The 22,116-nt window shown below is 34.5% G+C and carries 22 protein-coding genes; 6 read left to right on the top strand and 16 right to left on the bottom strand.

Going from position 1 to position 22,116, the window contains the following annotated elements; translation table 11 throughout:
- Positions 1-52: 52 nt before the first annotated feature.
- Complete coding sequence (locus LO744_RS12100; protein WP_230669601.1) at positions 53-379, bottom strand: DUF6616 family protein; 327 nt, start codon at positions 377-379, stop codon at positions 53-55.
- 215 nt (positions 380-594) lie between these two features.
- Between LO744_RS12100 and LO744_RS12105 the strand changes: the two genes are divergently transcribed.
- The 3 genes from LO744_RS12105 (at position 595) to LO744_RS12115 (ending at position 3,786) form a co-directional block, all read left to right on the top strand.
- Positions 595-1,464, top strand: a complete 870-nt coding sequence (locus LO744_RS12105; RefSeq protein WP_230669603.1) for a helix-turn-helix domain-containing protein — start codon at positions 595-597, stop codon at positions 1,462-1,464.
- 198 nt (positions 1,465-1,662) lie between these two features.
- On the top strand, positions 1,663-2,556 hold the full coding sequence (locus LO744_RS12110; RefSeq protein ID WP_230669605.1) for a helix-turn-helix domain-containing protein: 894 nt from the start codon (positions 1,663-1,665) through the stop codon (positions 2,554-2,556).
- A gap of 102 nt (positions 2,557-2,658) precedes the next feature.
- Positions 2,659-3,786: an NADH-dependent flavin oxidoreductase gene (locus tag LO744_RS12115; RefSeq protein WP_230669607.1), complete on the top strand. Its 1,128-nt coding sequence runs from the start codon at positions 2,659-2,661 to the stop codon at positions 3,784-3,786.
- 170 nt (positions 3,787-3,956) lie between these two features.
- On the opposite strand, the gene LO744_RS12120 is transcribed toward LO744_RS12115, so the two are convergent.
- Both LO744_RS12120 and LO744_RS12125 read right to left on the bottom strand, forming a co-directional pair.
- Positions 3,957-4,856 carry an SDR family oxidoreductase gene (locus tag LO744_RS12120; RefSeq protein ID WP_230669608.1) on the bottom strand — a complete coding sequence of 300 codons (900 nt, stop codon included), beginning with the start codon at positions 4,854-4,856 and terminating at the stop codon, positions 3,957-3,959.
- A gap of 37 nt (positions 4,857-4,893) precedes the next feature.
- Positions 4,894-5,271 (bottom strand): nuclear transport factor 2 family protein, encoded by a 378-nt coding sequence (locus LO744_RS12125; RefSeq protein ID WP_230669610.1) that lies wholly within the window; start codon positions 5,269-5,271, stop codon positions 4,894-4,896.
- Between the two features lie 112 nt (positions 5,272-5,383).
- On the opposite strand from LO744_RS12125, the gene LO744_RS12130 reads away from it, so the two are divergent.
- The 3 genes from LO744_RS12130 to LO744_RS12140 all read left to right on the top strand — a co-directional run bounded on the left by LO744_RS12130 (position 5,384) and on the right by LO744_RS12140 (position 7,207).
- A complete protein-coding gene (locus LO744_RS12130; protein WP_230669612.1) occupies positions 5,384-5,716 on the top strand; it encodes a winged helix-turn-helix transcriptional regulator in 333 nt (110 codons plus the stop codon).
- Positions 5,717-5,726: 10 nt separating this feature from the next.
- Positions 5,727-6,599, top strand: coding sequence for an AraC family transcriptional regulator (locus LO744_RS12135; protein WP_230669613.1), 873 nt, complete (start codon positions 5,727-5,729; stop codon positions 6,597-6,599).
- A 65-nt stretch (positions 6,600-6,664) separates the two neighbouring features.
- The gene (locus tag LO744_RS12140; RefSeq protein WP_230669614.1) at positions 6,665-7,207 is read left to right on the top strand and encodes a cysteine hydrolase family protein; all 543 of its coding nucleotides are present in this window, start codon (positions 6,665-6,667) and stop codon (positions 7,205-7,207) included.
- Between the two features lie 98 nt (positions 7,208-7,305).
- Here LO744_RS12140 and LO744_RS12145 read toward each other — a convergent pair whose 3' ends face one another.
- From LO744_RS12145 to LO744_RS12205, 13 genes are all read right to left on the bottom strand, one after another.
- The gene (locus LO744_RS12145) at positions 7,306-7,902 is read right to left on the bottom strand and encodes an NAD(P)H-dependent oxidoreductase (RefSeq protein WP_230669615.1); all 597 of its coding nucleotides are present in this window, start codon (positions 7,900-7,902) and stop codon (positions 7,306-7,308) included.
- 22 nt (positions 7,903-7,924) lie between these two features.
- Positions 7,925-9,070, bottom strand: coding sequence for an aldo/keto reductase (locus LO744_RS12150; protein WP_317207254.1), 1,146 nt, complete (start codon positions 9,068-9,070; stop codon positions 7,925-7,927).
- Between the two features lie 200 nt (positions 9,071-9,270).
- Entirely contained in the window at positions 9,271-10,167 is an 897-nt protein-coding gene (locus tag LO744_RS12155; RefSeq protein ID WP_230669616.1) for a helix-turn-helix domain-containing protein, read from the bottom strand.
- Positions 10,168-10,223: 56 nt separating this feature from the next.
- The gene (locus LO744_RS12160; protein ID WP_230669617.1) at positions 10,224-10,523 is read right to left on the bottom strand and encodes a putative quinol monooxygenase; all 300 of its coding nucleotides are present in this window, start codon (positions 10,521-10,523) and stop codon (positions 10,224-10,226) included.
- Positions 10,524-10,585: 62 nt separating this feature from the next.
- A complete protein-coding gene (locus LO744_RS12165) occupies positions 10,586-11,515 on the bottom strand; it encodes an enoyl-CoA hydratase/isomerase family protein (protein ID WP_230669618.1) in 930 nt (309 codons plus the stop codon).
- A gap of 26 nt (positions 11,516-11,541) precedes the next feature.
- Positions 11,542-12,282 (bottom strand): SDR family oxidoreductase, encoded by a 741-nt coding sequence (locus tag LO744_RS12170; RefSeq protein ID WP_230669619.1) that lies wholly within the window; start codon positions 12,280-12,282, stop codon positions 11,542-11,544.
- 36 nt (positions 12,283-12,318) lie between these two features.
- On the bottom strand, positions 12,319-13,122 hold the full coding sequence (locus LO744_RS12175) for an SDR family NAD(P)-dependent oxidoreductase (protein ID WP_230669620.1): 804 nt from the start codon (positions 13,120-13,122) through the stop codon (positions 12,319-12,321).
- 252 nt (positions 13,123-13,374) lie between these two features.
- On the bottom strand, positions 13,375-14,235 hold the full coding sequence (locus LO744_RS12180; RefSeq protein WP_230669621.1) for a helix-turn-helix domain-containing protein: 861 nt from the start codon (positions 14,233-14,235) through the stop codon (positions 13,375-13,377).
- Between the two features lie 336 nt (positions 14,236-14,571).
- Positions 14,572-15,351, bottom strand: a complete 780-nt coding sequence (locus LO744_RS12185; protein WP_230669622.1) for an SDR family NAD(P)-dependent oxidoreductase — start codon at positions 15,349-15,351, stop codon at positions 14,572-14,574.
- Positions 15,352-15,376: 25 nt separating this feature from the next.
- Complete coding sequence (locus LO744_RS12190; RefSeq protein WP_230669623.1) at positions 15,377-18,442, bottom strand: efflux RND transporter permease subunit; 3,066 nt, start codon at positions 18,440-18,442, stop codon at positions 15,377-15,379.
- A gap of 6 nt (positions 18,443-18,448) precedes the next feature.
- On the bottom strand, positions 18,449-19,492 hold the full coding sequence (locus LO744_RS12195) for an efflux RND transporter periplasmic adaptor subunit (protein WP_230669624.1): 1,044 nt from the start codon (positions 19,490-19,492) through the stop codon (positions 18,449-18,451).
- 16 nt (positions 19,493-19,508) lie between these two features.
- Positions 19,509-20,843 carry a TolC family protein gene (locus tag LO744_RS12200; protein WP_230669625.1) on the bottom strand — a complete coding sequence of 445 codons (1,335 nt, stop codon included), beginning with the start codon at positions 20,841-20,843 and terminating at the stop codon, positions 19,509-19,511.
- Between the two features lie 156 nt (positions 20,844-20,999).
- Positions 21,000-21,920 (bottom strand): NAD(P)/FAD-dependent oxidoreductase, encoded by a 921-nt coding sequence (locus LO744_RS12205; protein ID WP_230669626.1) that lies wholly within the window; start codon positions 21,918-21,920, stop codon positions 21,000-21,002.
- Between the last annotated feature and the right edge of the window lie 196 nt (positions 21,921-22,116).

A 22,116-nucleotide genomic window follows, 5' to 3' on the forward strand; every position in this document is an offset into this window, starting at 1 on the left:
ACGTAGCTTAGTATCTTTGGTTTGAAATACATCAGCTAACAGCCTATTTCAATTAAAGATTGATTAGTTTTTCAAAAATATCAGTCGGTTCGCCTTTCAAATTCAGTTGGTCAAAATAGGTAAACCAGCCTTCGTTCACCATCAGCTTTTGAACGGCATCAGCTAATTCATCTGTTTCAATGGTCCAGATGACAAAGAAATTATAACCGGCACGATGTATCGTGTCTTCATCGTTTTCTTGCATAGCGATAATAGATACACCGTTCTCCATCATTTCCTTAGAAACTTCATTGACGTGGTTCAGGTAATTTGCTCTTTTTTCTTTGTTCAAATCCATCCAAGCTTGGGTAGGCGAAAACATTTCGATAAAATATTTCATAATTTTTATTTAAATAATTTAAACTTAATAAAGCCCGTTGCTTCATTATCTGTTGACAAAAGTACAGGCAATTGAAATGGCAAGAAATAGACAAACCGTACCAATAATGTCACTATTGGTGCAACAATTTTAAGTAAAGAGAATTTGCGTTCTGATTCGTTATTAGCATTCATCAATTAAATAGTCATTTTCAAAATTTACTTATATTTAACATTATGAAATCAATCGTTCAATATCAATTTAGCAATGAAAAATATGGAAAAACTCTACTGATTGATATTGTACCCATCTCTGAAATTAATAAATATATAGAAATAGAACCCACCCATAGGCTTACTTTTTATGATATGACATTCATAACCAATGGAAGTGAAAACGTTTTTATTAATCAAACAGAATTGAGTGTTCAGGCAGGAGATGTGATTTGTTCCATTCCGGGAGAAATTTGGAGTTGGCCAAAACAGACCCAAATGGAAGGCTATGTTTTGTTGTTTGAGGAAGAATTTCTCCTCTCATTCTTCAACGATAAACAGTTTTTAAATAAATTCAGGTATTTAAGACCTGGTCGTACTTCTCCATTGATACGGCTTAATAAAAAACTTTTTAAAAACGTTGTAGAATATCTTAAGCAGATCAATATTGAAATAAAATTAGGTATTGACAGCAGTGAACACGTTCTTCGGGCATTAGTTTACTTGATCTTGGCACAGCTTGAACGAGCAGAAGTAATATCTGTCAAAACGACTGATAACAATATAAAAGTTGAACAAGCCAACAGACACATTCACGAATTTATAAAATTGGTAAATGAACATTATCTGCAATCTCACGATGTACAGTTCTTTGCCGATAAGCTTTTCATATCTGCCAATTATTTAAACAGAATGACGAAAGAATATCTGGGTTCTACTGCAAAATCTTATATCTTAAAAAGAGTAATTCAGGAATCCCAAAATTTACTCAAATATTCTGATTTAACAGTGGCTGAAATCAGCGGTCAATTAGGATTCGAAACAGCCAATTATTTTAACCGTCTGTTCAGAAAATATGTGGGGAAGACACCAAAGGAATTTCGGAATAAATAATTTTAAAATCTGGTAAAACAAGTTAATAACTAGGTAGGAATAATTTGTTATCTCAATTTTTTATTTCAGTAAACATCTGTTAATTTTTAAATCTGAGCAGCGTAAAAATGTGCTATAATGTGCTACTTTTGTATCCATCGCTTATTATAAAAATAACTGAAATTTGCATAGTAATAATTAATAATTGTTTTAGAAACTATGAAACATTATAATGACATCAGCAGTTTTAGCAAAGATATTGGCGAAGAAGTTCCTGAGCATCCTTTGTTCAATATTTCCTTCGGACATAAAAAAAATGAAGGTATTGATGATATCGTTTTTACTGCGGGATTTTATATCATTTCATTTCAGAAAATTATTTCCGGTGAAATTACATATGGTAAAAAGGAATTTGACTATGGCAGAGGTAAAATGGTATTTTTTAAGCCTAATCAAACAGTTACTTTTAAGAATGTAAAGCTGGAAGATGAATGCTTTTTAATTACAATTGATGAAGATTTTCTTTCAGGAACTGCTGTCAATAAGGAAATTAAAAGTTATGGTTATTTTGAGTACGAGATCAATGAAGCCCTCAATCTTTCGCCTGCGGAAGAAGAAACAATTTGGAATCTCGTAAGGATAATGCATCAGGAAATTCATAATAATACGGACAATTATAGTAAACGTATTCTGTTGGCTCATCTAGGAACTTTATTGACCTATTCTCAGCGTTTTTACAAAAGACAGTTCATCAATCGTTTAGAGATAATTGGAACATTTGCCAATAGGTTTCAGCAATTGCTCAACGATTACTACGATAAAAATCTAGTCCAACAGTCCGGTCTTCCGACAGTTTCGTATATGGCTGAAAAATTTAATGTTTCCTCACGATATTTAAGTGACCTTCTTAAACAGGAAACAGGTAAAACAGCGCTCGAATTAATCCATATTCATTTGATAAAAGAAGCAAAAAATCTTCTTATAGAAGGAAAAATGAATATCTCCGAAATTTCTTTTACGCTGGGATTTGAAAACCCTAATTACTTTGCGAGACTTTTTAAAAAAGAGGTTGGTACTCCACCTAACATTTTTAGGGAAAACCATTTAAACTAACACCTATAACTTCTTGAAGTAGTAATAACAAGGCTTAAATTCTCTTTTGCCTCAGTAATACTATACAATCATTAATTAAATTTTATTTACAATTAATCAAATATGAATACAGAAACAATACAAACATTCGAAAATTTCGAGTTCAAAAATGGACTGAAAACCAAAAACAGAATTGCAATGACACCAATGACAACGTGGGCAAGCAATGATGATTACACCGTGGCAGATGATGAAATTAAACATTATGAAGCTCGCAGTTCAGATGTAGGTTTGGTAATAACAGGATGCACAAGGGTTACAGCAAATGGAATAGGCTTCAATAATGAATATGCGGCTTATGATGATGCATTTCTACCAGGTCTTGAAAAACTAGCAACGGCTGCAAAACGTGGCGGAGCTCCCGCAATATTGCAGATTTATCACGCAGGAAACAAAGCGGTTCTGGATCTCATTCCCGACGGTATTCCTGTAAGCGCAGGTAACGTGGCAACAGCGCCATCTGCATTTTCAGCTGGAGGCGTGGTTTCTCGTGAACTGACACATTCTGAGATTTTAGAAATTATAAAAGCCTTCGGAGATACGACATACAGAGCTATTAAAGCAGGATTCGACGGTGTAGAGCTGCACGGAGCTCACGGATTTCTGTTGCAGAATTTCTTTTCGCCATATTACAACCAAAGAAATGACCATTGGGGTGGATCAGAAGAAAAACGTATGAATTTTGCCTTGGAAGTGATTAAGGAAGTTCAGGACGTTATCAAAAAATATGCAGACAGACCATTCTTAATTGGTTTTAGAATATCTCCCGAAGAACCTGAAAGTTACAGGGTAAAAGATACTTTTCCATTGATTGACAAATTGATCGATGCAGGAATTGATTATCTCCACGTCTCTCTATCTGATTTATTAAATCAAAAGCCTTTAGAAGATCAAAATGGTAACGACACTATTTTAAAACTAATACTTTCTCACGTTGATCAAAGAATTCCGGTAATCGCTGCGGGAGGCATCAAGCAGGCGGAAGATGCTGTTGCTGCTATTGAATTGGGATTGTCTTTGGTTGCTGTGGGACACGCACTCATTATCAACCCAGATTGGGTGGAAATTGTTGCAAACGGAGAAAGAGCAAACGAAGTATTGAGTATGTCAAAAGCTGATGAGCTTGCTATCCCTAAAAAACTTCAGGCTTTTATGAAAGTAGCTACAGGTTTTTTTCAGATTGAAGAGTAGTTTCAACCGTTCAGAATAAAGTAACTTATCATTGAATAATACTAGCACATTTATGATGTGCTAGTATTATTTTGCATTAAAGTACCAATGAATTGAATTTTTACTAAAAGGCTAAAAAACCGCCCACATTATGATAAAAACTCACCCCAAGCAATAACATTGACTTAAGTTTAACTTTTTATAAAATAATTTTTATTCTCTTTTGCCCATTGCTCTAGCGAAGTCATTTTCACAGGAAGTTTCTCTAAGATCTCATCCATTTTAGGATTAAATTTTGATGGATATTCCGTTGCTTTTTGAAGACTTTCATAATATAATGCAACACTTTCTGCGCCAGCTTCTCCAACCATTGGTTTTAATATATCGCCAAACTCCTTTGGTTGTTGTGGATAATAAACAATTTTTTCTTCTACACCTCTAGAAAACTGTTCTGCCAAATCATTTCCTTTCAAATTTTCTAAACCACTAATTTTGAAAGATTCTGCTTTTAAAGCTGAATTGTAAATTGCCTCTACAACAAATGCACTTACATCTCTAGAAGCAATCCAGCCAATTTGCATCGCTTCTGGTATAGGATAAGCTAATTTTTGTTCATTGGTAATAAACGGTGCACAAAATGGTCCCATCATATTTTCCATATAAATTGTTGGTTCAATAATCACATAATCTATTCCGCTATTAATCAAATATTCTTTAACATCCAATTTCACATCATCCATTGGCGAGCCAATTTTTTGTGATTCTAGCCAACCACTTGTATTCCAAATAAGTTTTTTTACACCATTAGTTTTAGCTGCATCAATTACATTTTTGGCATATTGTAAACCATCAAAAGGATTTGGCAAAGAAACTGGGATCATAAAAGCAATTGCATCAATACCTTTCGTAATTTCAAGCATCCTATCCGGATCACTTAAATTGGCCAAAATGGGTGTTGCTCCAGCTTGCTTTAATTTTTCAAAGCTATTTTTTGAACTTGTGGCAGCAATTACTTCTGCTCCTTTTTTTACACCTTCAGCGATAATATTAAATTGTTGTGAGCCTGTAGCTCCGAATACTAAAATCCTCATTTTTTCTCTGTTTATATATATTATTGATTGTGTTTTTTTAGAACATTGAATTATTATTCGCTCTTTGGTCAGGCATTGACATCATTGCATCCCAATGTTCAACTAATTTGTCATTTTCTAAGCGGTAGATGTCAATAAACCTCCATTCTTTTCCTGCCATTTCATAGCGAGAATGAAGGAAAACAATATCGTCTTCAACACAAATGTGTTTAAATTCTATTTTTTGAGCTGCAACACCTTGAGAAATCAACATTTGAACTAATGACTTCACACCTTCTTGTCCGTCAGGTGTTGAAGGATTGTGCTGTATGAAATCTTTACTCATAAATTCATCTACACCAGTAATATCTAAATCACCAAAAATTCTTTGATAAGCTGTTATCGCTATTTGTTTGTTTTTTTCTGTTTGTGACATATTCTATATTTATTTAAAATTATTTGCACAAAAATAATAATACACCTACTTTTGTACAAGTACCTACCTAATAGTTTGGTACTTACCTAATGGTTAGAATTATTGAAAATCAATGAAAAAAAACTTAAAAAATTTTACAGCTTGTGATGAAAAATGTCCTGTAAGAGCATCTTTATCTTTATTAAGCGGAAAATGGACGTTAATGATTCTGTTTCAAATCAATGAAAATATTATTAGATATGGAGAATTGAAAAGAGCTGTGGTTGGAATTAGCGAAAAAATGTTGATACAAGAATTAAATATGCTTGTAGAGAATAAATTAGTCAATAAAAAAATATATCCCGAGATTCCGCCAAAAGTAGAATACAGCTTGACAGATTTGGGACTGAAAACCCTACCAATTGCAGACCAATTAGCACAATTTGGATTGGAGAATTTAGTTTAATGATGTTTAAATGAAGATATTAAAATTTCACAAAACCGAATGTGGTGTAGATTTTCTTTTGAATGTTTTGCCATCAGAAGAAGCGAAAGGAAACTATCAAAATTCTGGAGTTTACAGTACCGATTTCTTTGAAATTATTGTTTTTAAAAAAGGAAAAGGAATTTTAATATTAAATGAAAAACAAATCGATATTTCAGAAAATTCTATCGTCTTTATTTCCCCATTTCAAAAACGACAATGGAATTTGGAACCAAACGATTTAGAATTCACGGTGCTTGCTTTTCAGGAAGATTTTCTGAATGATTTTTTTGCAGATAAATTATTCACGTATCGACTACTCTATTTTTATCAATTAGATTGCCCTTTGGATTTTATTGAAAGCAAAGAAAATATTGAAAAATATTGCGAATTACTCACAGAAATTAAAATAGAATTAATTGCTAGAAAACCCGACAGTGTTCATATTATTCGTTCTTTAATTTATTACTTGTTACAAAAATTAAACCGCCAATATGCACAAATAAATAACTTATCTTTAGAAAAATCTGACAGTAATAATGCTTTTCAGTTTAAAAAACTGTTAGAAAAATACATCAAAGAAAAACAACGAATTGAAGACTATACATCTTTGTTAAATATCAGTAGAATATCGCTAAACAAGGCCATTAAAACTCAATTTAATGTTACAGCAAGCTATTTATTGAAGCAACGTTTGCTTTTTGAAATTAAAAATTATCTCATTTATTCTGAGCTTACCGTTGCCGAAATTGCACACGAATTGCATTTTTCTGAATCCAATCATTTGATGCGTTTTTTCAAAACCCAAACAGGATTTACAACAAGCGAATTTATTTCCGATTATCAAAATGGTAGTTATTCGTAATCATTTGGTAGCAAATCAAATTTGATTGAGAACTAATTTTGCCCTATAATTTAAAACAAAAATTTATGAGCAAAGCATTAATAATTATCGATATTCAAAATGATTATTTTGAAAACGGAGCTATGGAATTGGTGGGTTCTTTAGAAGCTAGTGAAAATGCAAAAAAGGTTTTATCAAAATTCAGAAATGAAAAATTACCAGTTGTTCACATTCAACATCTTTCTGTTGCACCAGGTTCCTTCTTTTTCTTGCCCGAAACAAAAGGACAAGAAATTCACGAAAATGTAAAACCTCTATCTGGCGAAAAAGTAATTGAAAAATACTATCCAAACAGCTTCAGAGAAACCGAGCTTTTAGAATATTTGAAATCTCAAAACGTTACCGAATTGGTATTTGTAGGAATGATGACGCAAATGTGTATCGATGCAACAGTACGAGCGGCAAAAGATTCGAACTTCGAATGTACCGTAATTGCCGATGCAACTGCAACAAGAGATTTGGAAGTAAATGGGAAACAAGTAAAAGCAACCGACGTGCAAACTGCATTTTTAGCAGGATTGAGTTTCTTTTATGCAGAAGTCAAGAACACGGCAGATTTTTCAATTTAGGTTGAACGATTTAAAAAAATAGGAATTTCACCAAAAAACCTCATCAAATTTTAACTTGATGAGTTTTTTTGATGTAATAAAGGCTTATTTTTTCATACTTATACTCCGAAAAAATTTTCTAAATATATAGGATAATTCTCTAAATCTTTAGCAATATCGCCATCTTTGAAAATATCGAAACAATTATAATCTGCTAGTATTTCTACACCACAAAAACGGTAATTGCTTGTAATAGGAATAAAGAAATCAGCAGTGCTTCGTCCTTCAAATAAAACTTGATTTGGGTCATCAAAACTATTTTTTGGTGCATTCCAAGTTGCAGAAACCATAAATTTTTTGCCTTGTAAATACCCGCCAGTTCCATACTGTCTTGATGGGTCTGTTCTTGTTCGCCCATCACCTTCAAGAAATTTTTTGCTGTTACCTGCACTGCTAAAAATTTCATCTACATATTTTTTATAAATCCAAGGTGCACCGAACCAATTTACAGGAGTTTGCAAAATGATAATATCTGCCTCCAAATGTTTTTCTACTTCTTCATCGGCATCGTAACCATCTTCCACTTTAGTTTCTAAAACTTCAAAACCTTTCGTTAAGAAAAAATCTTTTGCTTTTTGGTGGAATGAGTCATTTAGTGTGCCTTCGCTCCAATTAGGATAAGTTAAATGCGTATTAATTAAGAGTACTTTTTTCATTATTTATATTATTTCTTTAAAATTAAATGGTATAATCAATCGAGCTCATATGTGCAATGCCCATTCTGTCACCATAAACGGGGAATTTCGACAAACAAGTTTCTATATCCTGAACATCTTTTGGTGTTAATAAAACTTTTGATGCACCCAAATTTTCCAATAAATGTTCTTCTGTTCTCGTACCAGGAATGGGCACAATATTCGGGCTTTTTGCAAGTAACCAAGCCAAGGCTATTTGAGCTGGCGTAGCATTCTTTTTTACAGCATAATCTTTCAGCCATTCGATGATTGGCATATTCAAGGGCATAAATTCTTTTGAAAAACGAGGAAAGCCTGCACGAAAATCCGTGTCTTTATCGAACTTAGTTTTTGTATCATATTTGCCTGTTAAAAATCCGGCACCAACAGGCGACCAAGGCACAAAACCAATACCCAATTCTTCACAAGTTTTTAAAACGCCATTTAATTCCACGTTGCGTGTCCACAAAGAATATTCTGATTGTACAGCAGAAACAGGTTGCACAGCGTGTGCTCTTTTAATGGTTGTCGCACTTGCTTCTGAAAGTCCAAAATGCAAAACCTTACCTTGTTGAATAAGTTCTTTGATTGCTCCTGCAACTTCTTCAATGGGTACATTAGGGTCAACACGATGCTGATAATATAAATCGATATAATCGGTTTTCAGGCGCTTAAGCGATTGTTCAACCACTTTTTTTATTCGTTCAGGTCGGCTATCCAAACCGATGGTTCCATCGATAGCAAAACCAAATTTTGTAGCAATTTTCACTTGATCACGAAACGGCTGTAACGCTTCTCCTACAAGTGTTTCATCTGTGTAAGGACCGTAAACTTCGGCGGTATCAAAAAATCGCACACCATTTTCAAATGCAGTACGAATGGTTTTGATGGACTGTTGATGGTTTGCTGGCGGATTATAATTTCCCACCATATTCATACAGCCAAGTCCTATTTCTGAAACTTCCAGAGTTCCTAGTTTTCTTGTTTTCATATCATTAAATTCTGTAGTTTTTTTGTTAGAAATAATCGGATGATTTGACGCAGATAAAAATGCAGGTGCAAACATTAACCCCAATCCTGCGAGGGAAGTTTGTTGTATGAATTTTCTTCTGGAATTTCCACCTTCGTTTTGGCTTGTATCGTTTTTCATTTTTACACTGATTTTTAATTACAATGCAAAGTTAGAAACAGGCGAAACGGACTAAGGAAACAGATTACTATTAAAAAAGAAACAAATTACTGATTACGAAAAACGCCCCGAAATTTCGGGACGTTTTAATTGCAAATTTTATTTCACAAACTCAGCATTATTCTTTTTTACAAGTAACCTTTTTGGACGGCAAAACTTCACTAATTCAAAAACTGTTCTCGGTATTCTGTTGGCGTAAGTCCTACTTCTTTTTTAAAAAGTCTCGAAAAATAAGGTGGGTTTTCAAAACCTAATTCATAAGCAGTTTCAGCGACAGTTTTGTCTGTACTCATCAAAATGTTTTTTGCTTCCATAACTAATGCTATGTGAATATGTTCTAATGCAGTTTTCCCTGTTTCTTGTTTCAATAGGTCGCTTAAATATCTTGACGATAAGTTTAATCTTTCAGCCATATATTTTACGGTTGGTAAGCCGTTTTTTTGAAAACTTCCATTTTCAAAATATAATTTTAAAACTTCTGTAAATTTTGAAACAGTTGTACCTGACAATACATTTCTGTTTAGAAATTGTCGCTTGTAAAATCTTTGCGAATATTTTAAAATAGAGTCGATATGTGTTAGAATAATATCTTTGCTGAATTCATCCTGATTATTGTAATATTCGCCTTTTATTTTGTTGAATAATTCCCAAAGTGTTTCTTCTTCACTGGGAGATAAATGCAAAGCCTCATTGGTTTCATAGTCGAAGAAACCATATTTTTGAATACTTGAATGCAGCGAATGGTTTATTAAAAAATCTTCGTGAATATAAATCATAAAGCCTTTCTCGGTCAGCTCTATATCATTCATTTGGATGATTTGATTGGGCTTCAAAAAAAACATCGAACCATTTTCGTGGTCGTATTTTGTTCTACCGTACATCACATTTCCCGATTTTACTTTCTTTAAAGCAATTTTATAAAAACCTAATGTAAATTCTGTTTCTACAAACTTGCAACCTCTAATATCTTCAAAAGTGACCAAACCCAATAATGGATTTTCGGGTGGTGGAAAACCGTTGAAGGTATAGAGTTCAGTAATTGTTTTAAAATGTTTCATCTCAATATTGTTTCAAATTTATTAAAAATAAAAATGGCTTTCTTCTGTTTGATATATTAAATTTCTTCAAGCTGATTAGCAATAGGTGCTTCAAGCAGTTTATTCGTCAAAAAACTAAAAAATGTTTTTACATACACCTGTTCCAAATGCCAATCGTACAATTCTTTGGATTTGTAAACTGCAAAAATAACAAGAGTATTTGGTTCGTCTTTTTTTCTTGTTAATTTGAAGATTTCTGTGCCTTCTTCCAACGAAATTTCATCTCTTGTGGTTTTAGCTTTTATCAAAACTTCGTCTATAAATTCTGGATTTATGGTAAGTTCAGCGTGGGTAATTATTCTTTCTAAATTCTCCATTATTTTTTATTTTTAAAATAGCGGTGTTATATTTTTCACACCGCTATTTGGTTTTGATTGAATTATTTCTTCTGATTTTTTTTGCTTTCTTGAATACGTTTGTTTCCTTCACCAACGTAGAAGCCCATATTTTGCTCTAATTTTTCCACGCCAATTTCACCATACATCGCTCCAAAAACGGGTACTCTTGTTTGCAAACCTGCCCACGATAATGATTTCAGAAATTCGGAATAAGATGCTAAACGTTCAGCCTCGGTAGGTGCTGCAACCAAATTAAGTTGTTGTTTTACCGTAACCAAAGCTGTTTTATCAAACGTAGCTAAGCGATTAGCCAAATTATCTACAAAAGCATCTAATTCAGCGTTGGGTAATGTTCTGGTAACCAATCCAAATTTTTCTGCAATGGTTGCATCGTAATCATTGCCACTTGCAAATACTTCAAATGCTCTGTCTCTGCCTATTAATCTTGGCAGCAAATTAGTTCCGCCGCCACCTGGAAAAAGACCAACGCCAACTTCTGGTTGCTCGAACACTGCTAATTCTTTGCTTGCATAACGTAAGTCAAAAGCCAAGCTCAATTCATCGCCACCGCCTTGTGTGCGACCTTTGATATTGGCAATGGTAATAAACGGTGCATTGGTAATATTTGTCAATAAATCTACAAACATTGGTTTACCTTCAGTAGTTACTGAACCTGCAAAACCTGCCATTTGTGTAAGGTCGAAATGGTTGAAGAAATAGCCTTTTACATCGCTTTGAAAAATGACCACTTTTACTGCTGAATCTTTACTCAACGTTTTAATTACCTCATTCAAATCGGTCAGTGTTTCAGGCACAATTACATTGATGGGCGCATTTGAAAAATGTATTTTTCTGATTTCCGGCGACACTTTTTCTACACTTATGGTACTTTTTGCTTTTGTTTGAGCGTAGCTGTTTATGCTGAATACGGTTGCTATCAATAGGATAGCTGCTAATTTTATACTTTTCATTTTATTATTAATATTTTTAAATTGAATTAATGAGAATCGTTCATCATTGCAAAAGCTTCTGTTGGGGATGATAAATAGAATTTTCTAAATTCTGCTGTTTCTCCAACCTGAATTTCATATTCGTCATTTTCCATTGCGGTTATCAAGTCTTGTGCTACCTTGCTTGGAGCCAGTCCGCTTTCGCCACCATAACCTTTTGTTAAGTCTGTGTTTACCATTGGGGGCAATAATTCAAAAACCTTTATTGCCGTATCTTTTGCTAAAGTATAACGAAGCGAAAGCGTGTAAGAACGGATGGCTGCCTTGCTATCAGAATAAGTAGCTATAAAATGGTGTGGCGAATAAGCAGTGAGAGAAGATACATTTACAATGGCGGTTTCTTGCTGTGATTTTAACTGTGGTAATAACTTTCCGATAAGCCTAATCACCGAGAAATAATTCGTAGCAAATTCTTCGGTAGCTTTTTCAAAGTCAGTCGCAGCAACGTTTTTCGGGTCAGCTATTAACCCTGCGTTGTTGATAAGTACACTTAATTCAGGAAATTCGGTAGTAACTCTATTAACTAAATGTTGTACATCGCTTTCGTTACTGACATCACAACGGATAGCAGCTACGCCAGGCAATGATTCGGCTGCTGCTTTTAATTTGCTTTCCGTTCTGCCAACGATAATAACTTTATTTCCTTTTGCAATTAGATTTTCTGCAATTGCAAAACCTATACCTGAGCCACCGCCTGTAATAAGAACTGTTTTGTTTGTAATATTCATTTTTTTTAAATTTTAAATTGTTGTTAAAGTATTTTATTAAGATTTTGCAACCATTTTCAGCATATTGCCTTCCAACATTTTGGGTGCAAATTTTTGTAGAAAATTTATCATACCCGACTGCTTACCAACAGGATTGCTGAATTTCGGTTCTTTCGTTTCTATTAGTTTAGTAATGATATTTACCACAGGTTCAGGGGTTTGAGCGTTGTCTAATCCTGCTTGTGTTAAAGCAATTACTTTTTTTCTGTAAGCGTCATAATCGGCAATATTCTTTCCGTTGGAAGCCACTGCATTATGTCCTAAATTTGTTTTAAACCAAAGCGGTTCTACCACACTTACCTTAATATTGAATTGATTAAGTTCTAATCGCAAAGCTTTGAAATAGCCTTCAACAGCGTGTTTTGAGGCAGAATAGAAAGATAAATTTGGTGGACCAATTAAGCCAACGATAGAACTAACGGTAATGATTTGCCCAAATTTTTGTTTACGGAAATGTGGTAAAATGGCGTTGGTCACTTTTACTGTTCCCCAAAAATTGGTTTCAAACTGATTTCTTGCTACGTCCAAAGGTGTTTCTTCGGCAATGCCTGTAACCATAAACCCAGCATTGTTTACCAATACATCTAAGGTTTTTATTTGGCTAAATAATTCGGAAGTAAATGATAAGATAGACTTGTCGTCATCAATATCCAACTGCAATAATTTGAAAGGAAATTTACCTTGGTATTTTTGTGGTTCACGGCTTGTGCCTATTACATTGAAACCTTTTTTGTGAAGATCGTTGGCAAGCATCAACCCAAAACCCGATGATGCCCCTGTAATTAATATTGTTTTGCTCATTGTTTTAATTTTTACAATTATTTAATGATGCAAAACTACTATTGATGTCGCCCTCGCTAGTTATACAAAAGTGGGAAGTTGTGATACATTTTTACAGAGAGAAGATTTGTCTTTTGACGAATATTGGGTTTTAAGTTGCATAGTGGGAAATCTCACTTAACCATTTTTTTTATGATGGGTTCAATTAATATCTAAAATGAAACAAATAACTGATAACGAAAAAACGCCTCTTTTGGAGACGTTTTCATTGTTTTAATTTTTACTGATTGTTTGCAATCGATATTCTTTTGGAGTAAGATTGACTTGCTTTTTAAAAAACTTAGCAAAGTAATTTGGATATTCAAAACCGAGTTCATAGGCAATTTCGGTATTGTTTAAATCTGTTCTTTTTTCAAGCAATTCTTTTGCTTTTGCGATTACAAATTCGTGAATATTTTCGATAGCCGATTTTTGAGTAAAATGTTTAATGATGTCACCAAAATAATTCGGTGTCAATCCAACTTTTTCAGCAAAGAATTGAACATTGGGCGTTTGGCTTACTGGTTCATTGTAATAATTTTTCAAATTCTGTTGAAAATCGGTTACAACTCGATTGTATTGTTTTGGATCGGAAGAAAATTGTCGTTTGTAAAATGCTTCTACCAAAGAGATTAAAACATTTACATAAGACAATAAAACCCCGAAATTTTGTTTTTCAGAATTATAATATTTTATCATTAAACCAAATAAAGTGCTGACCTCTTTTAATTCGCTTTCGGTTAAAAACAGGGCTTCGTGTAACCCATAATCCAAATAATTTTTAAATAAAAATCTGTTTTCTTCGATTATTTTTTTTGATAACTGCAAATACATCCCTGAAAATGTAGGTTCAATATCCCAACCTCCAACCATCTCAGGACTATTGAAAAACACCGCAGTTATTGGCTTTGCATCTGGTTTAGTTTTATCTTTAAAATTTATTTTGAAAGAAATTCTGTAAAAATCAACCATTACAGACTCCGACTTCAAACGCATATTTGCGGGCTCATAATAACCAATGTCAATATCATTATCCAATGGTTTTGCGACACCCAAATAGTCATTATAGTCTTTAAAGTCTTTGAATAATTTCATACTATAAAGTTAGATTTTAAATTTTTAATCGTAAGAAAGCCAATAAGCTAAATCATAAAAAGCATTGATTTGTTCAATTTTATGGCTAATCTACAAAGGTAAAATCACGTAGAATAATTTGGGGGAACATTTCACTGTAAAAAAGGATACAAATTACTGATTGGTTGTATTTTTTATCATTTTTTATGAGAAATTTTAATTTTAAAACAATAATAGCTCAAACAATTAGCAAGACCTTATTTTTAGAAAAATAATTATTTAAAGAGAAACCACTTGCAAGACTTTTCGCAAGTGGTTTTTTATTTTTATTAAAAATTAGGCAATTGTAAATTCAAATTATTTTCGCTGACTCGAAAGATTCTTTTTAACTTTCATCATCAGAAAATCTGGTGTCACTCTCGGAACATTGGAAAGAAACCAGTTCATAAAACCGACAACCTTCTTTCCTTTGCCATTTAAAAGAAGCTTTACTCCTGCTTCTGCAACAACTTCTGGATGCACGGGTTTATTGGTTTTTACCATATTCGCCTTCAGCATTTCTTCATTGTAAAATCCGGTATCAATTGGTCCCGGACACAGAGCTGTGACCACAACTCCCGTTCCTTCAAGCTCGGAAGCTAGTGTTTCAGTAAAGGCTAAAACGAAAGTTTTCGTTGCGGAATACACCGAGTAATATGGAAACGGTAAAAATGCCATCAGCGAAGAAATATTCATTATTCTGCCTGATTTTCTTGTGACCATATCCTTGACGAATAATTTGTTGAGCGCCACAAGACTGGAAATATTCAAATCAATCATTTTCAGTTCTTCTTCCAAAGAAGTTTTTGTGAATTCGCCGTAAGTCCCTACACCTGCATTGTTGACCAACCCAGTTACCAATAGATTTTTCTCTTGAACCTCGTTATAAAGTGCAATTGCATTTTCAACTTTTGACAAATCTTTAACAATATAATGCACAGAAACCTTGTATGATTTGATTAATTCTTCCTGTAATTTTTTCAGTTTTTCTTCGCTTCTTGCAACCAAAATCAGGTTCTTATCTTTCTCTGCAAGCTGAATCGCCATATGGTAACCTATTCCGGATGAAGCTCCTGTTATTAATATATATTCTTCCATTTTATTTAAATTTTAATGATTAATTCTAATTTTCTTCTTCGCTCTCAATTTCCAAACTTGGTGGAATCAGTTTATACATTACAGGTGTCACAATTCTTGAAAGAATCGTTGAGCTGATTAAACCTCCAATAAGTACGATAGCCAATGGTGCAATTAATGGATTGGAGTTTAATGCTAAAGGAATCAAACCGCAAATCGCTGTGATTGACGTTAAAACTACCGGAAGAAAACGGGTTTCTCCCGCAATAGCAATCGCTTCGTCAATTGATTTTCCTTCCAGTCTGAGCTGATTGGTAAAATCTACCAATAGCAGAGAGTTTTTAACCTGAATCCCAGACAATCCAATAAATCCTATGATGGCAACCAGTGACATCGGACTTCCGTCAATCAATAATAATATTACACCACCTAAAATCCCCAACGGAATGATTGACAATACGATGATGATTCCTTTGAAGGTTTTAAACTGAAGCAGCAAAACTGCAACAAATAAAAATGTACTTAAGATAATCACGGAAAGAAAATTTCCGCCCAATGCATCTCCTTCCGATTCTTTTTCTCCTGCTAATTTGTAAGAATAACCTGCAGGCATTTTCAGTTTATCCAATTGAGGAATAATATCCACCAAAAGATCATTCGCATAATAGCCTTTGGCTGACATTGCGGTCACTTTCGCAAATCGTGATTTGTTGAAATGATTGATTGCTGTCGGTGAGGTTTCAAAAGAAACGGTCGCAATCTGGTTCAAAGCGACGGGTGCTCCCTGAACATTGTTGACATACAAGTTTTTCAAAGCATCCAGATTGGAAAATTTTTCTCTTGGTAATGTTAAAGTCACGGTTCGTGCATCGCCACGGTCATCAATATAATCTCCGATCGGCAAACCTACCACAGCAAGACGAATTACTTTGTCTACTTCGCTGGTCATCACGCCCAGCGTTCTCGCTTTTTCTTTATTAATTTTAACTTTTACATCGGTTTTGTAGATATTCAGTTCATTGTTGATATAAACTGTTCCTTCCTGTTTTCTCAAAATATTTTCAACCTGTGAAGACAGTTGTCTCAAAATAACAGGATCTTCTCCGAACAATCGCACCACGATATTCGCTTCAATAGGTGTTCCTTGTTCAAAATCTTTTACCTCTACTTTGGCATAAGGCATTGTCTTGAATTTCTCTCTCAAGATTTCGATCAATTCTGTCTTTGTTGCTGGTTTTGCCTCGTCCTCCAGCTGAACAAAGATCTGAGCGAAATCTGATTTTCTGTCCTGTGGATGGACGTTGTAATAGATCTGTGGATTTCCCTTTCCGACATTAGTTGTATAATAAGTAATTTCCTTGTGTTTTTTCAGTTCTGACTCAACAATTTTTGCCACACGATCGCTTTCCGAAATGTTGGATTGAAGAGGCGTTTTAATATTGATCAAAAACATTGGTTTTTCAGAGGTCGGGAACAATTTGAATCCGGTAAAACTGAACATTCCAAAAGCCAAAACACTCAATCCCAATGAAATTCCGATGGTAATTTTTGGATATTTCAACGCTTTAGGCATAATTCCTTTATAGCTGTTGGTCAGAAACTTTTGAAGATATTGAAGAAAAATATTTCCGCCCTCGTGGTCGTGGGTTTTCAAAAATTTACTTCCTAAGAAAGGAACTAATGTAAGTGCCACCAACATCGAAGCTAATACACTCGTAATAACCGCCATAGGAAGACTTCTGAGAAACTCACCTGCTGCATCTGGAAGGAATGCCAATGGTAAAAATGCAATGATCAATGTCGCTGTACAGCCCACAACCGCCATTCCAATCTGTTTGGTACCTTTCAGAACCGCATCTTTTTTGGAATACCCTTCACGAAGCCATCTTTCAATATTTTCGACGACCACGATACTGTCATCAACCAATAATCCCAAAGCAACCACCAATCCAACGATGCTTAGCTGATTTAATGAAAATCCTAACGCGTTCATCGCAATCAACCCCAATGACAATGACAACGGAATGGAGATCATTACAATAATTGATGCACGAGAACCTAACGGTAATAAGGTGATGATCACCAAAACAATAGCCAATCCGAAATCAAAACCTAAATGTCCCAAACGCTGAGAAACCATATTGGCTTGATCAAAGTTTTTAACCAATTTGACATTTTCGGGAAGGCTTTTTGAGAAGTCATCGATGATTGGCAAAAACTGCTTTTGAACATCCGTGATATTTACATTATCCTTCATTCCTGCAGTAAGCAAAACGCAACGGTGTCCATTGATCCTTGTGATATGATCCATCGTCTGAGATTTGTAACCGACCTCGGCAACGTCTTTCATATAGACGATCTTTCCGTTGGCATTATAAATTACGGTGTTGGCAACATCTTCTTCGTTTTTAAATTTTCCGCTGGTTTTCACGTTGAAAACTTTGGTATCCATATCGATGCTTCCACCCGGAATATCGGCTGCTTCACTCTGCAAACTTCCCATCACTACATTCAATGGAATTCTCAGTTGAGCGAGTTTGTCTAATTTTAAATCAACTCTAATTTCCTGTTCCGGAATTCCGGAATAGATCACATTTTTTAGATTGGTCAATTTCTCCAATTTGGATTTAAGTTGATCTGCCTCATCGTGTAGTTTTTTCTCAGAAGCATTTTCTGAAACCAAAGCAACCTGAAGAATTTTAACATCAGAAGATGATATTTTCTCTGTCTTGATCTGATAAATATCTTTCGGAAGTTCACTGTTTTTCAACGCATTCATCTCGGTTGAAATTTCCTGATATTTGTTGTCAACATCAACTCCATATTTGAATTTCACTTGAAAAGCGGCAACACCATCCTCAACGGTCGTCAGAATCTTATCTATATTCTCCAATCCGTAGATCTTATTTTCAATAGGTTTCACCACCTGTTCTTCCATATCTTTCGGGCTCGTTCCGGGATAAATAACTGTGATCAGATATTGTGGCGGATGTGTTGAGGGATCTTCTGCTCTGGGCATTGTGAAGAGCGTAAGGAAACCGACTACTGCAACGAGAAGAAATATGATCAACGTAAACTGATAGTTTTTTACCGCAAAATTTGTAATTTTCATCAGTTCTTATTTAATGATTTTAATAGTTGACTGTTCATTCAGATAGGCACTGTTGGAAATCACGATTTTGTCACTTTTCTGAAGTCCATCCTGAATGAATACTTTATCATTTTCAAATTTGGCAATCGTCACAGGTCTTTTTTTAACCTTAGTATTTTCAACAACATAGACAAAGGCTTTGTTTCCATCAGCTTCAAGCAGAGAATTGTAAGGAATCACGATAAAATCTTCGGAATGATCGGTTTTGATTTCTGCTTTCCCGAACATTCCTACGGCAGGTTTGCTGTCATTCATCGTCAGTTTCAATTCTACCTGAAAAGATCCGATCGCCCTATCTGCCGATTGTGATTTTCTGAAAACAAAGGCATCAAACTTTTTATTAGGATAACCATCCAGTGTGACAACTGCCTTCTGTCCAATCTTCGTGGATGCCCATTCCGTATCCGTTAAACCAACTTTTAGTAAATAATTATTGTTGTGGGAAGTTTCATTGATTAACAAAACCGGAGAGCCCAAACCTACGATCTCACCTTTATTGGCAACTTTTTGCGCAACAAAACCATCGGCACTCGCATAGATTTTCGAGTATTTTACATTAAATGCAACAGCATCTTTCTGCTTTCGTGCAATGTCTAGACCCGTTCTGGTATTCTGAACCTGCTCCAAAGTGTACACACTGTCTTTGTATAAATTGGTTGCCCGTTTGTAATCACGTTCGTTTTTTTGAACATTCAGATCAGATTGATTGAGACCTGCACGGATTTCCGTTTCATCCAAAGTCGCCAAAAGTTGACCTTTTCTAAAAAACTGACCTTCTTCCACAAAAACACCGCTCACTACTCCACCGATCTTGAAGGAATAGGTCGTTTCATTTTCTGTCGTTACCAAACCGGACACGCTGATGTTTCCGGCCAATGCCAAAGAGCCAACAGTTGCAGTTTTCACAGCAATAACCTCGGCATTTTCAAATGTTTTTACTTCTTTTTTCTCTTCTTTACAGGACGAGATCAGGAAAAGGGAAAGGAGTGATATTGTGATTGTTTTATTCATATTAGTTATCATAAGTTTATTTGTTAAAATTGAATGTTGCATTGGCTCTTTCCAGCTCTGCAAAGGCAATCCAGGAGTTATACAATGAGATATTGGCGTTAAGTTGTGTATTAACCACCTGATTTTGTGCATCCAGTAATTCGATGTAAATTGCCATCCCTTCTTTGTACAGTTTGGTGACGTCACCGTTGTATTTTTTGGCAGTTTCTTTTTGCTTACTGTCAGATTGGTATTGCTCTAAAGCTGATCTTAAATTGTTTTGCGAAACCTGAAACTGTAGCAACAACTGCTGTTTCACATTGTCGATCTGGGAACTGATCTTTTTGCTCTCCTCATCAACCTGCTTCAGTTTATATTTGTTCTTGTTGCCTGAGAAAATGTTCCATTCAAGGCTTAGACCTGCGAAATAATAGCGGGAAGATTTATCTACTTTAAAATCGAAATCCTGTATTCCCAAATCTGCAAAACCGCTTAATTTTGGAAACCAATTGGATCTCGTTAATTGATAAACATTTTCGTTGATCTCTTTAGCCCGACCCAGTTGTTTCAATTCTTCTCTGTTGGCGGTATTTTCTGCAAGAAGTTCGGCAGGCAATTCCATATTTTCATCAATCTCGATGTCTGAATCCAGTTTTTGATTTATAAGAAAGTTGAAATAAGCTTTAGCATTTTTGCTGGTATTTTTCGCAGTTTCAAGATTCGCCTCAATTCTTATAACTTCATTATCACTTCGTAAAACAGCGGTTCGGTTGATCTTGTCATTTTTGAAAAGCGATTTGTTCACTCTTTGATTTTCTTTAACAATGGACAAAGCATTTTCATAGATCCTAATGCCTTCCACCGACTGTAAATATTTGTAATAGGCAATTTTTATTTCCTTAACCAATTCTCGCTGATAAATTTCTAATTCGATCTTTTGCAACGTGGTTTGTTGAGCCTTGATTTTTTTGTTATAAATAATCTCGTAATTCAAAAGAGGCATCGTTGTGTGAAGTTTTACGTCGTAGAAATTATTGGGATTGATCAAAACAGACTGATTCTGCAACTGAGGAAAAGCATTGGAGTTGGTGATTTGATTCAATGTGCTGTACACCGGATTCAGCATATCCCCGATTGGAATATCGATGGTTCTACCACCGTCTGCAATCGTGTAATTTCCGACGAAAGCCACTGTTGGCGAAAACAGAGAATGTGCTTCTTTTAAAGCATACAAACTTTTGTTGATGTCGAAGTTTTTCTGTTTGATGACTTCGTTATTTTGCAGACCAATTTCTATGTAGTGGTCGAGATGGCTTTGGGAATACCCGAAAAATCCGAGGCAAAACAAAACTATTAATGATAATTTTTTCATTTTATTTATACATTGTTTTATATTTGAACATTGTTCAAGTTTTTAGATAAAAAAATAGCTTTTTGCTTATTACAGAGCAATATTTGATTACTCATTATTATTTCTATAAGAAAGATATTTATTACATCAAATTGCTAGAGAAAGTCAATTGTTTATCTACAAAAACATTTCAGCTGACAGCTCAGAATTCACCCTGACTCCCGCCACATTTCCTGACGAGACTGCTAATGCAACCGATCTTAATGGGTTAGAGTTATCACCTACTGCATAGATCCCATCCACACTTGTTTTTTGTAAGGAATCAATATTAATCAGACCTGTATCTGTCATTTCACATCCTAATTCCTTCGGAATGCTACAATGTTGTCGGAATGGTACCGGTGCATACATTGCTTCAAAACTTTCTGCTGTTCCATCAGAAAAAATGACCTTAGTGACATATCCATTATGATGTTCTATTTCCGAAATTTTTTTCTCAATTACTTTTACGCCATTTTTCTTAAGTGTAGCAATATCATCAACATTATTGACAGTTTTACCTGATGTAATTAAGGTTACATCATCGGTCAAATTCTTAATTAACGAAGTAAAATGTACCAAACGATCTCCTTCCCCTAAAATAGCTGTTTTTTTGTTCCTGAATTCATATCCGTGACAATAAGGGCAATGTATAACGGATATACCCCAGCATTCTGCGAATCCTTTGATATCATGCATTATATCTAAAATTCCGGAAGCAAAAATTAGTTTTTTACCTTTAAATGATTTGCCATCTGAAGTCTCGATTAAAAAACCTTCAGATATTTTACGTCCATTGACTGCGAAACCATTGTAAAACTCGATGGTAGGATATTTAGAAACCTCTTCTTTAGCTATTTTCGCAATTTCTCCTGGAGGCATGCCGTCTCTCGTTAAGAAATTCTGCGAATGAGGGGTTTGCTTATTGCAGGGATTTCCACTGTCAATAATTAAGACATTTCTCAAAGAACGTCCGAGTGTCAATGCAGAAGAGAGTCCTGCATAGCTACCACCTACGATAATTGTATCGTACAATTTTTCATTACTTAATAATCCCATATCAATGCTATTAAAAAAGACAGAAGGTTCGGAAATCGTAAAAAATGCGAGGGATCCCTTTTTAATAAAAATCTTCTGTCTATAGTTATTATTATATATTTAATCTGTTTTAAAGCTTATCTTACAGCACAAATCTCCGTTTCTAATTTACTATGATAAATTTTGAACACTGTTCATTAATTTATTCAAAAAAAAA

It is taken from the genome of Chryseobacterium turcicum (assembly GCF_021010565.1).
Lineage (GTDB): Bacteria > Bacteroidota > Bacteroidia > Flavobacteriales > Weeksellaceae > Chryseobacterium > Chryseobacterium turcicum.

Coding starts and splice junctions, on each gene's coding strand:
- LO744_RS12185 (WP_230669622.1), bottom strand. CDS start 15,351: ATGGAAGAATATATATTAATAACAGGAGCTTCATCCGGAATAGGTTAC.
- LO744_RS12125 (WP_230669610.1), bottom strand. CDS start 5,271: ATGTCACAAACAGAAAAAAACAAACAAATAGCGATAACAGCTTATCAA.
- LO744_RS12140 (WP_230669614.1), top strand. CDS start 6,665: ATGAGCAAAGCATTAATAATTATCGATATTCAAAATGATTATTTTGAA.
- LO744_RS12135 (WP_230669613.1), top strand. CDS start 5,727: ATGAAGATATTAAAATTTCACAAAACCGAATGTGGTGTAGATTTTCTT.
- LO744_RS12170 (WP_230669619.1), bottom strand. CDS start 12,282: ATGAATATTACAAACAAAACAGTTCTTATTACAGGCGGTGGCTCAGGT.
- LO744_RS12110 (WP_230669605.1), top strand. CDS start 1,663: ATGAAACATTATAATGACATCAGCAGTTTTAGCAAAGATATTGGCGAA.
- LO744_RS12145 (WP_230669615.1), bottom strand. CDS start 7,902: ATGAAAAAAGTACTCTTAATTAATACGCATTTAACTTATCCTAATTGG.
- LO744_RS12130 (WP_230669612.1), top strand. CDS start 5,384: ATGAAAAAAAACTTAAAAAATTTTACAGCTTGTGATGAAAAATGTCCT.
- LO744_RS12165 (WP_230669618.1), bottom strand. CDS start 11,515: ATGAAAAGTATAAAATTAGCAGCTATCCTATTGATAGCAACCGTATTC.
- LO744_RS12100 (WP_230669601.1), bottom strand. CDS start 379: ATGAAATATTTTATCGAAATGTTTTCGCCTACCCAAGCTTGGATGGAT.
- LO744_RS12180 (WP_230669621.1), bottom strand. CDS start 14,235: ATGAAATTATTCAAAGACTTTAAAGACTATAATGACTATTTGGGTGTC.
- LO744_RS12205 (WP_230669626.1), bottom strand. CDS start 21,920: ATGGGATTATTAAGTAATGAAAAATTGTACGATACAATTATCGTAGGT.
- LO744_RS12195 (WP_230669624.1), bottom strand. CDS start 19,492: ATGAATAAAACAATCACAATATCACTCCTTTCCCTTTTCCTGATCTCG.
- LO744_RS12150 (WP_317207254.1), bottom strand. CDS start 9,070: ATGAAAAACGATACAAGCCAAAACGAAGGTGGAAATTCCAGAAGAAAA.
- LO744_RS12175 (WP_230669620.1), bottom strand. CDS start 13,122: ATGAGCAAAACAATATTAATTACAGGGGCATCATCGGGTTTTGGGTTG.
- LO744_RS12115 (WP_230669607.1), top strand. CDS start 2,659: ATGAATACAGAAACAATACAAACATTCGAAAATTTCGAGTTCAAAAAT.
- LO744_RS12200 (WP_230669625.1), bottom strand. CDS start 20,843: ATGAAAAAATTATCATTAATAGTTTTGTTTTGCCTCGGATTTTTCGGG.
- LO744_RS12105 (WP_230669603.1), top strand. CDS start 595: ATGAAATCAATCGTTCAATATCAATTTAGCAATGAAAAATATGGAAAA.
- LO744_RS12190 (WP_230669623.1), bottom strand. CDS start 18,442: ATGAAAATTACAAATTTTGCGGTAAAAAACTATCAGTTTACGTTGATC.
- LO744_RS12155 (WP_230669616.1), bottom strand. CDS start 10,167: ATGAAACATTTTAAAACAATTACTGAACTCTATACCTTCAACGGTTTT.
- LO744_RS12160 (WP_230669617.1), bottom strand. CDS start 10,523: ATGGAGAATTTAGAAAGAATAATTACCCACGCTGAACTTACCATAAAT.
- LO744_RS12120 (WP_230669608.1), bottom strand. CDS start 4,856: ATGAGGATTTTAGTATTCGGAGCTACAGGCTCACAACAATTTAATATT.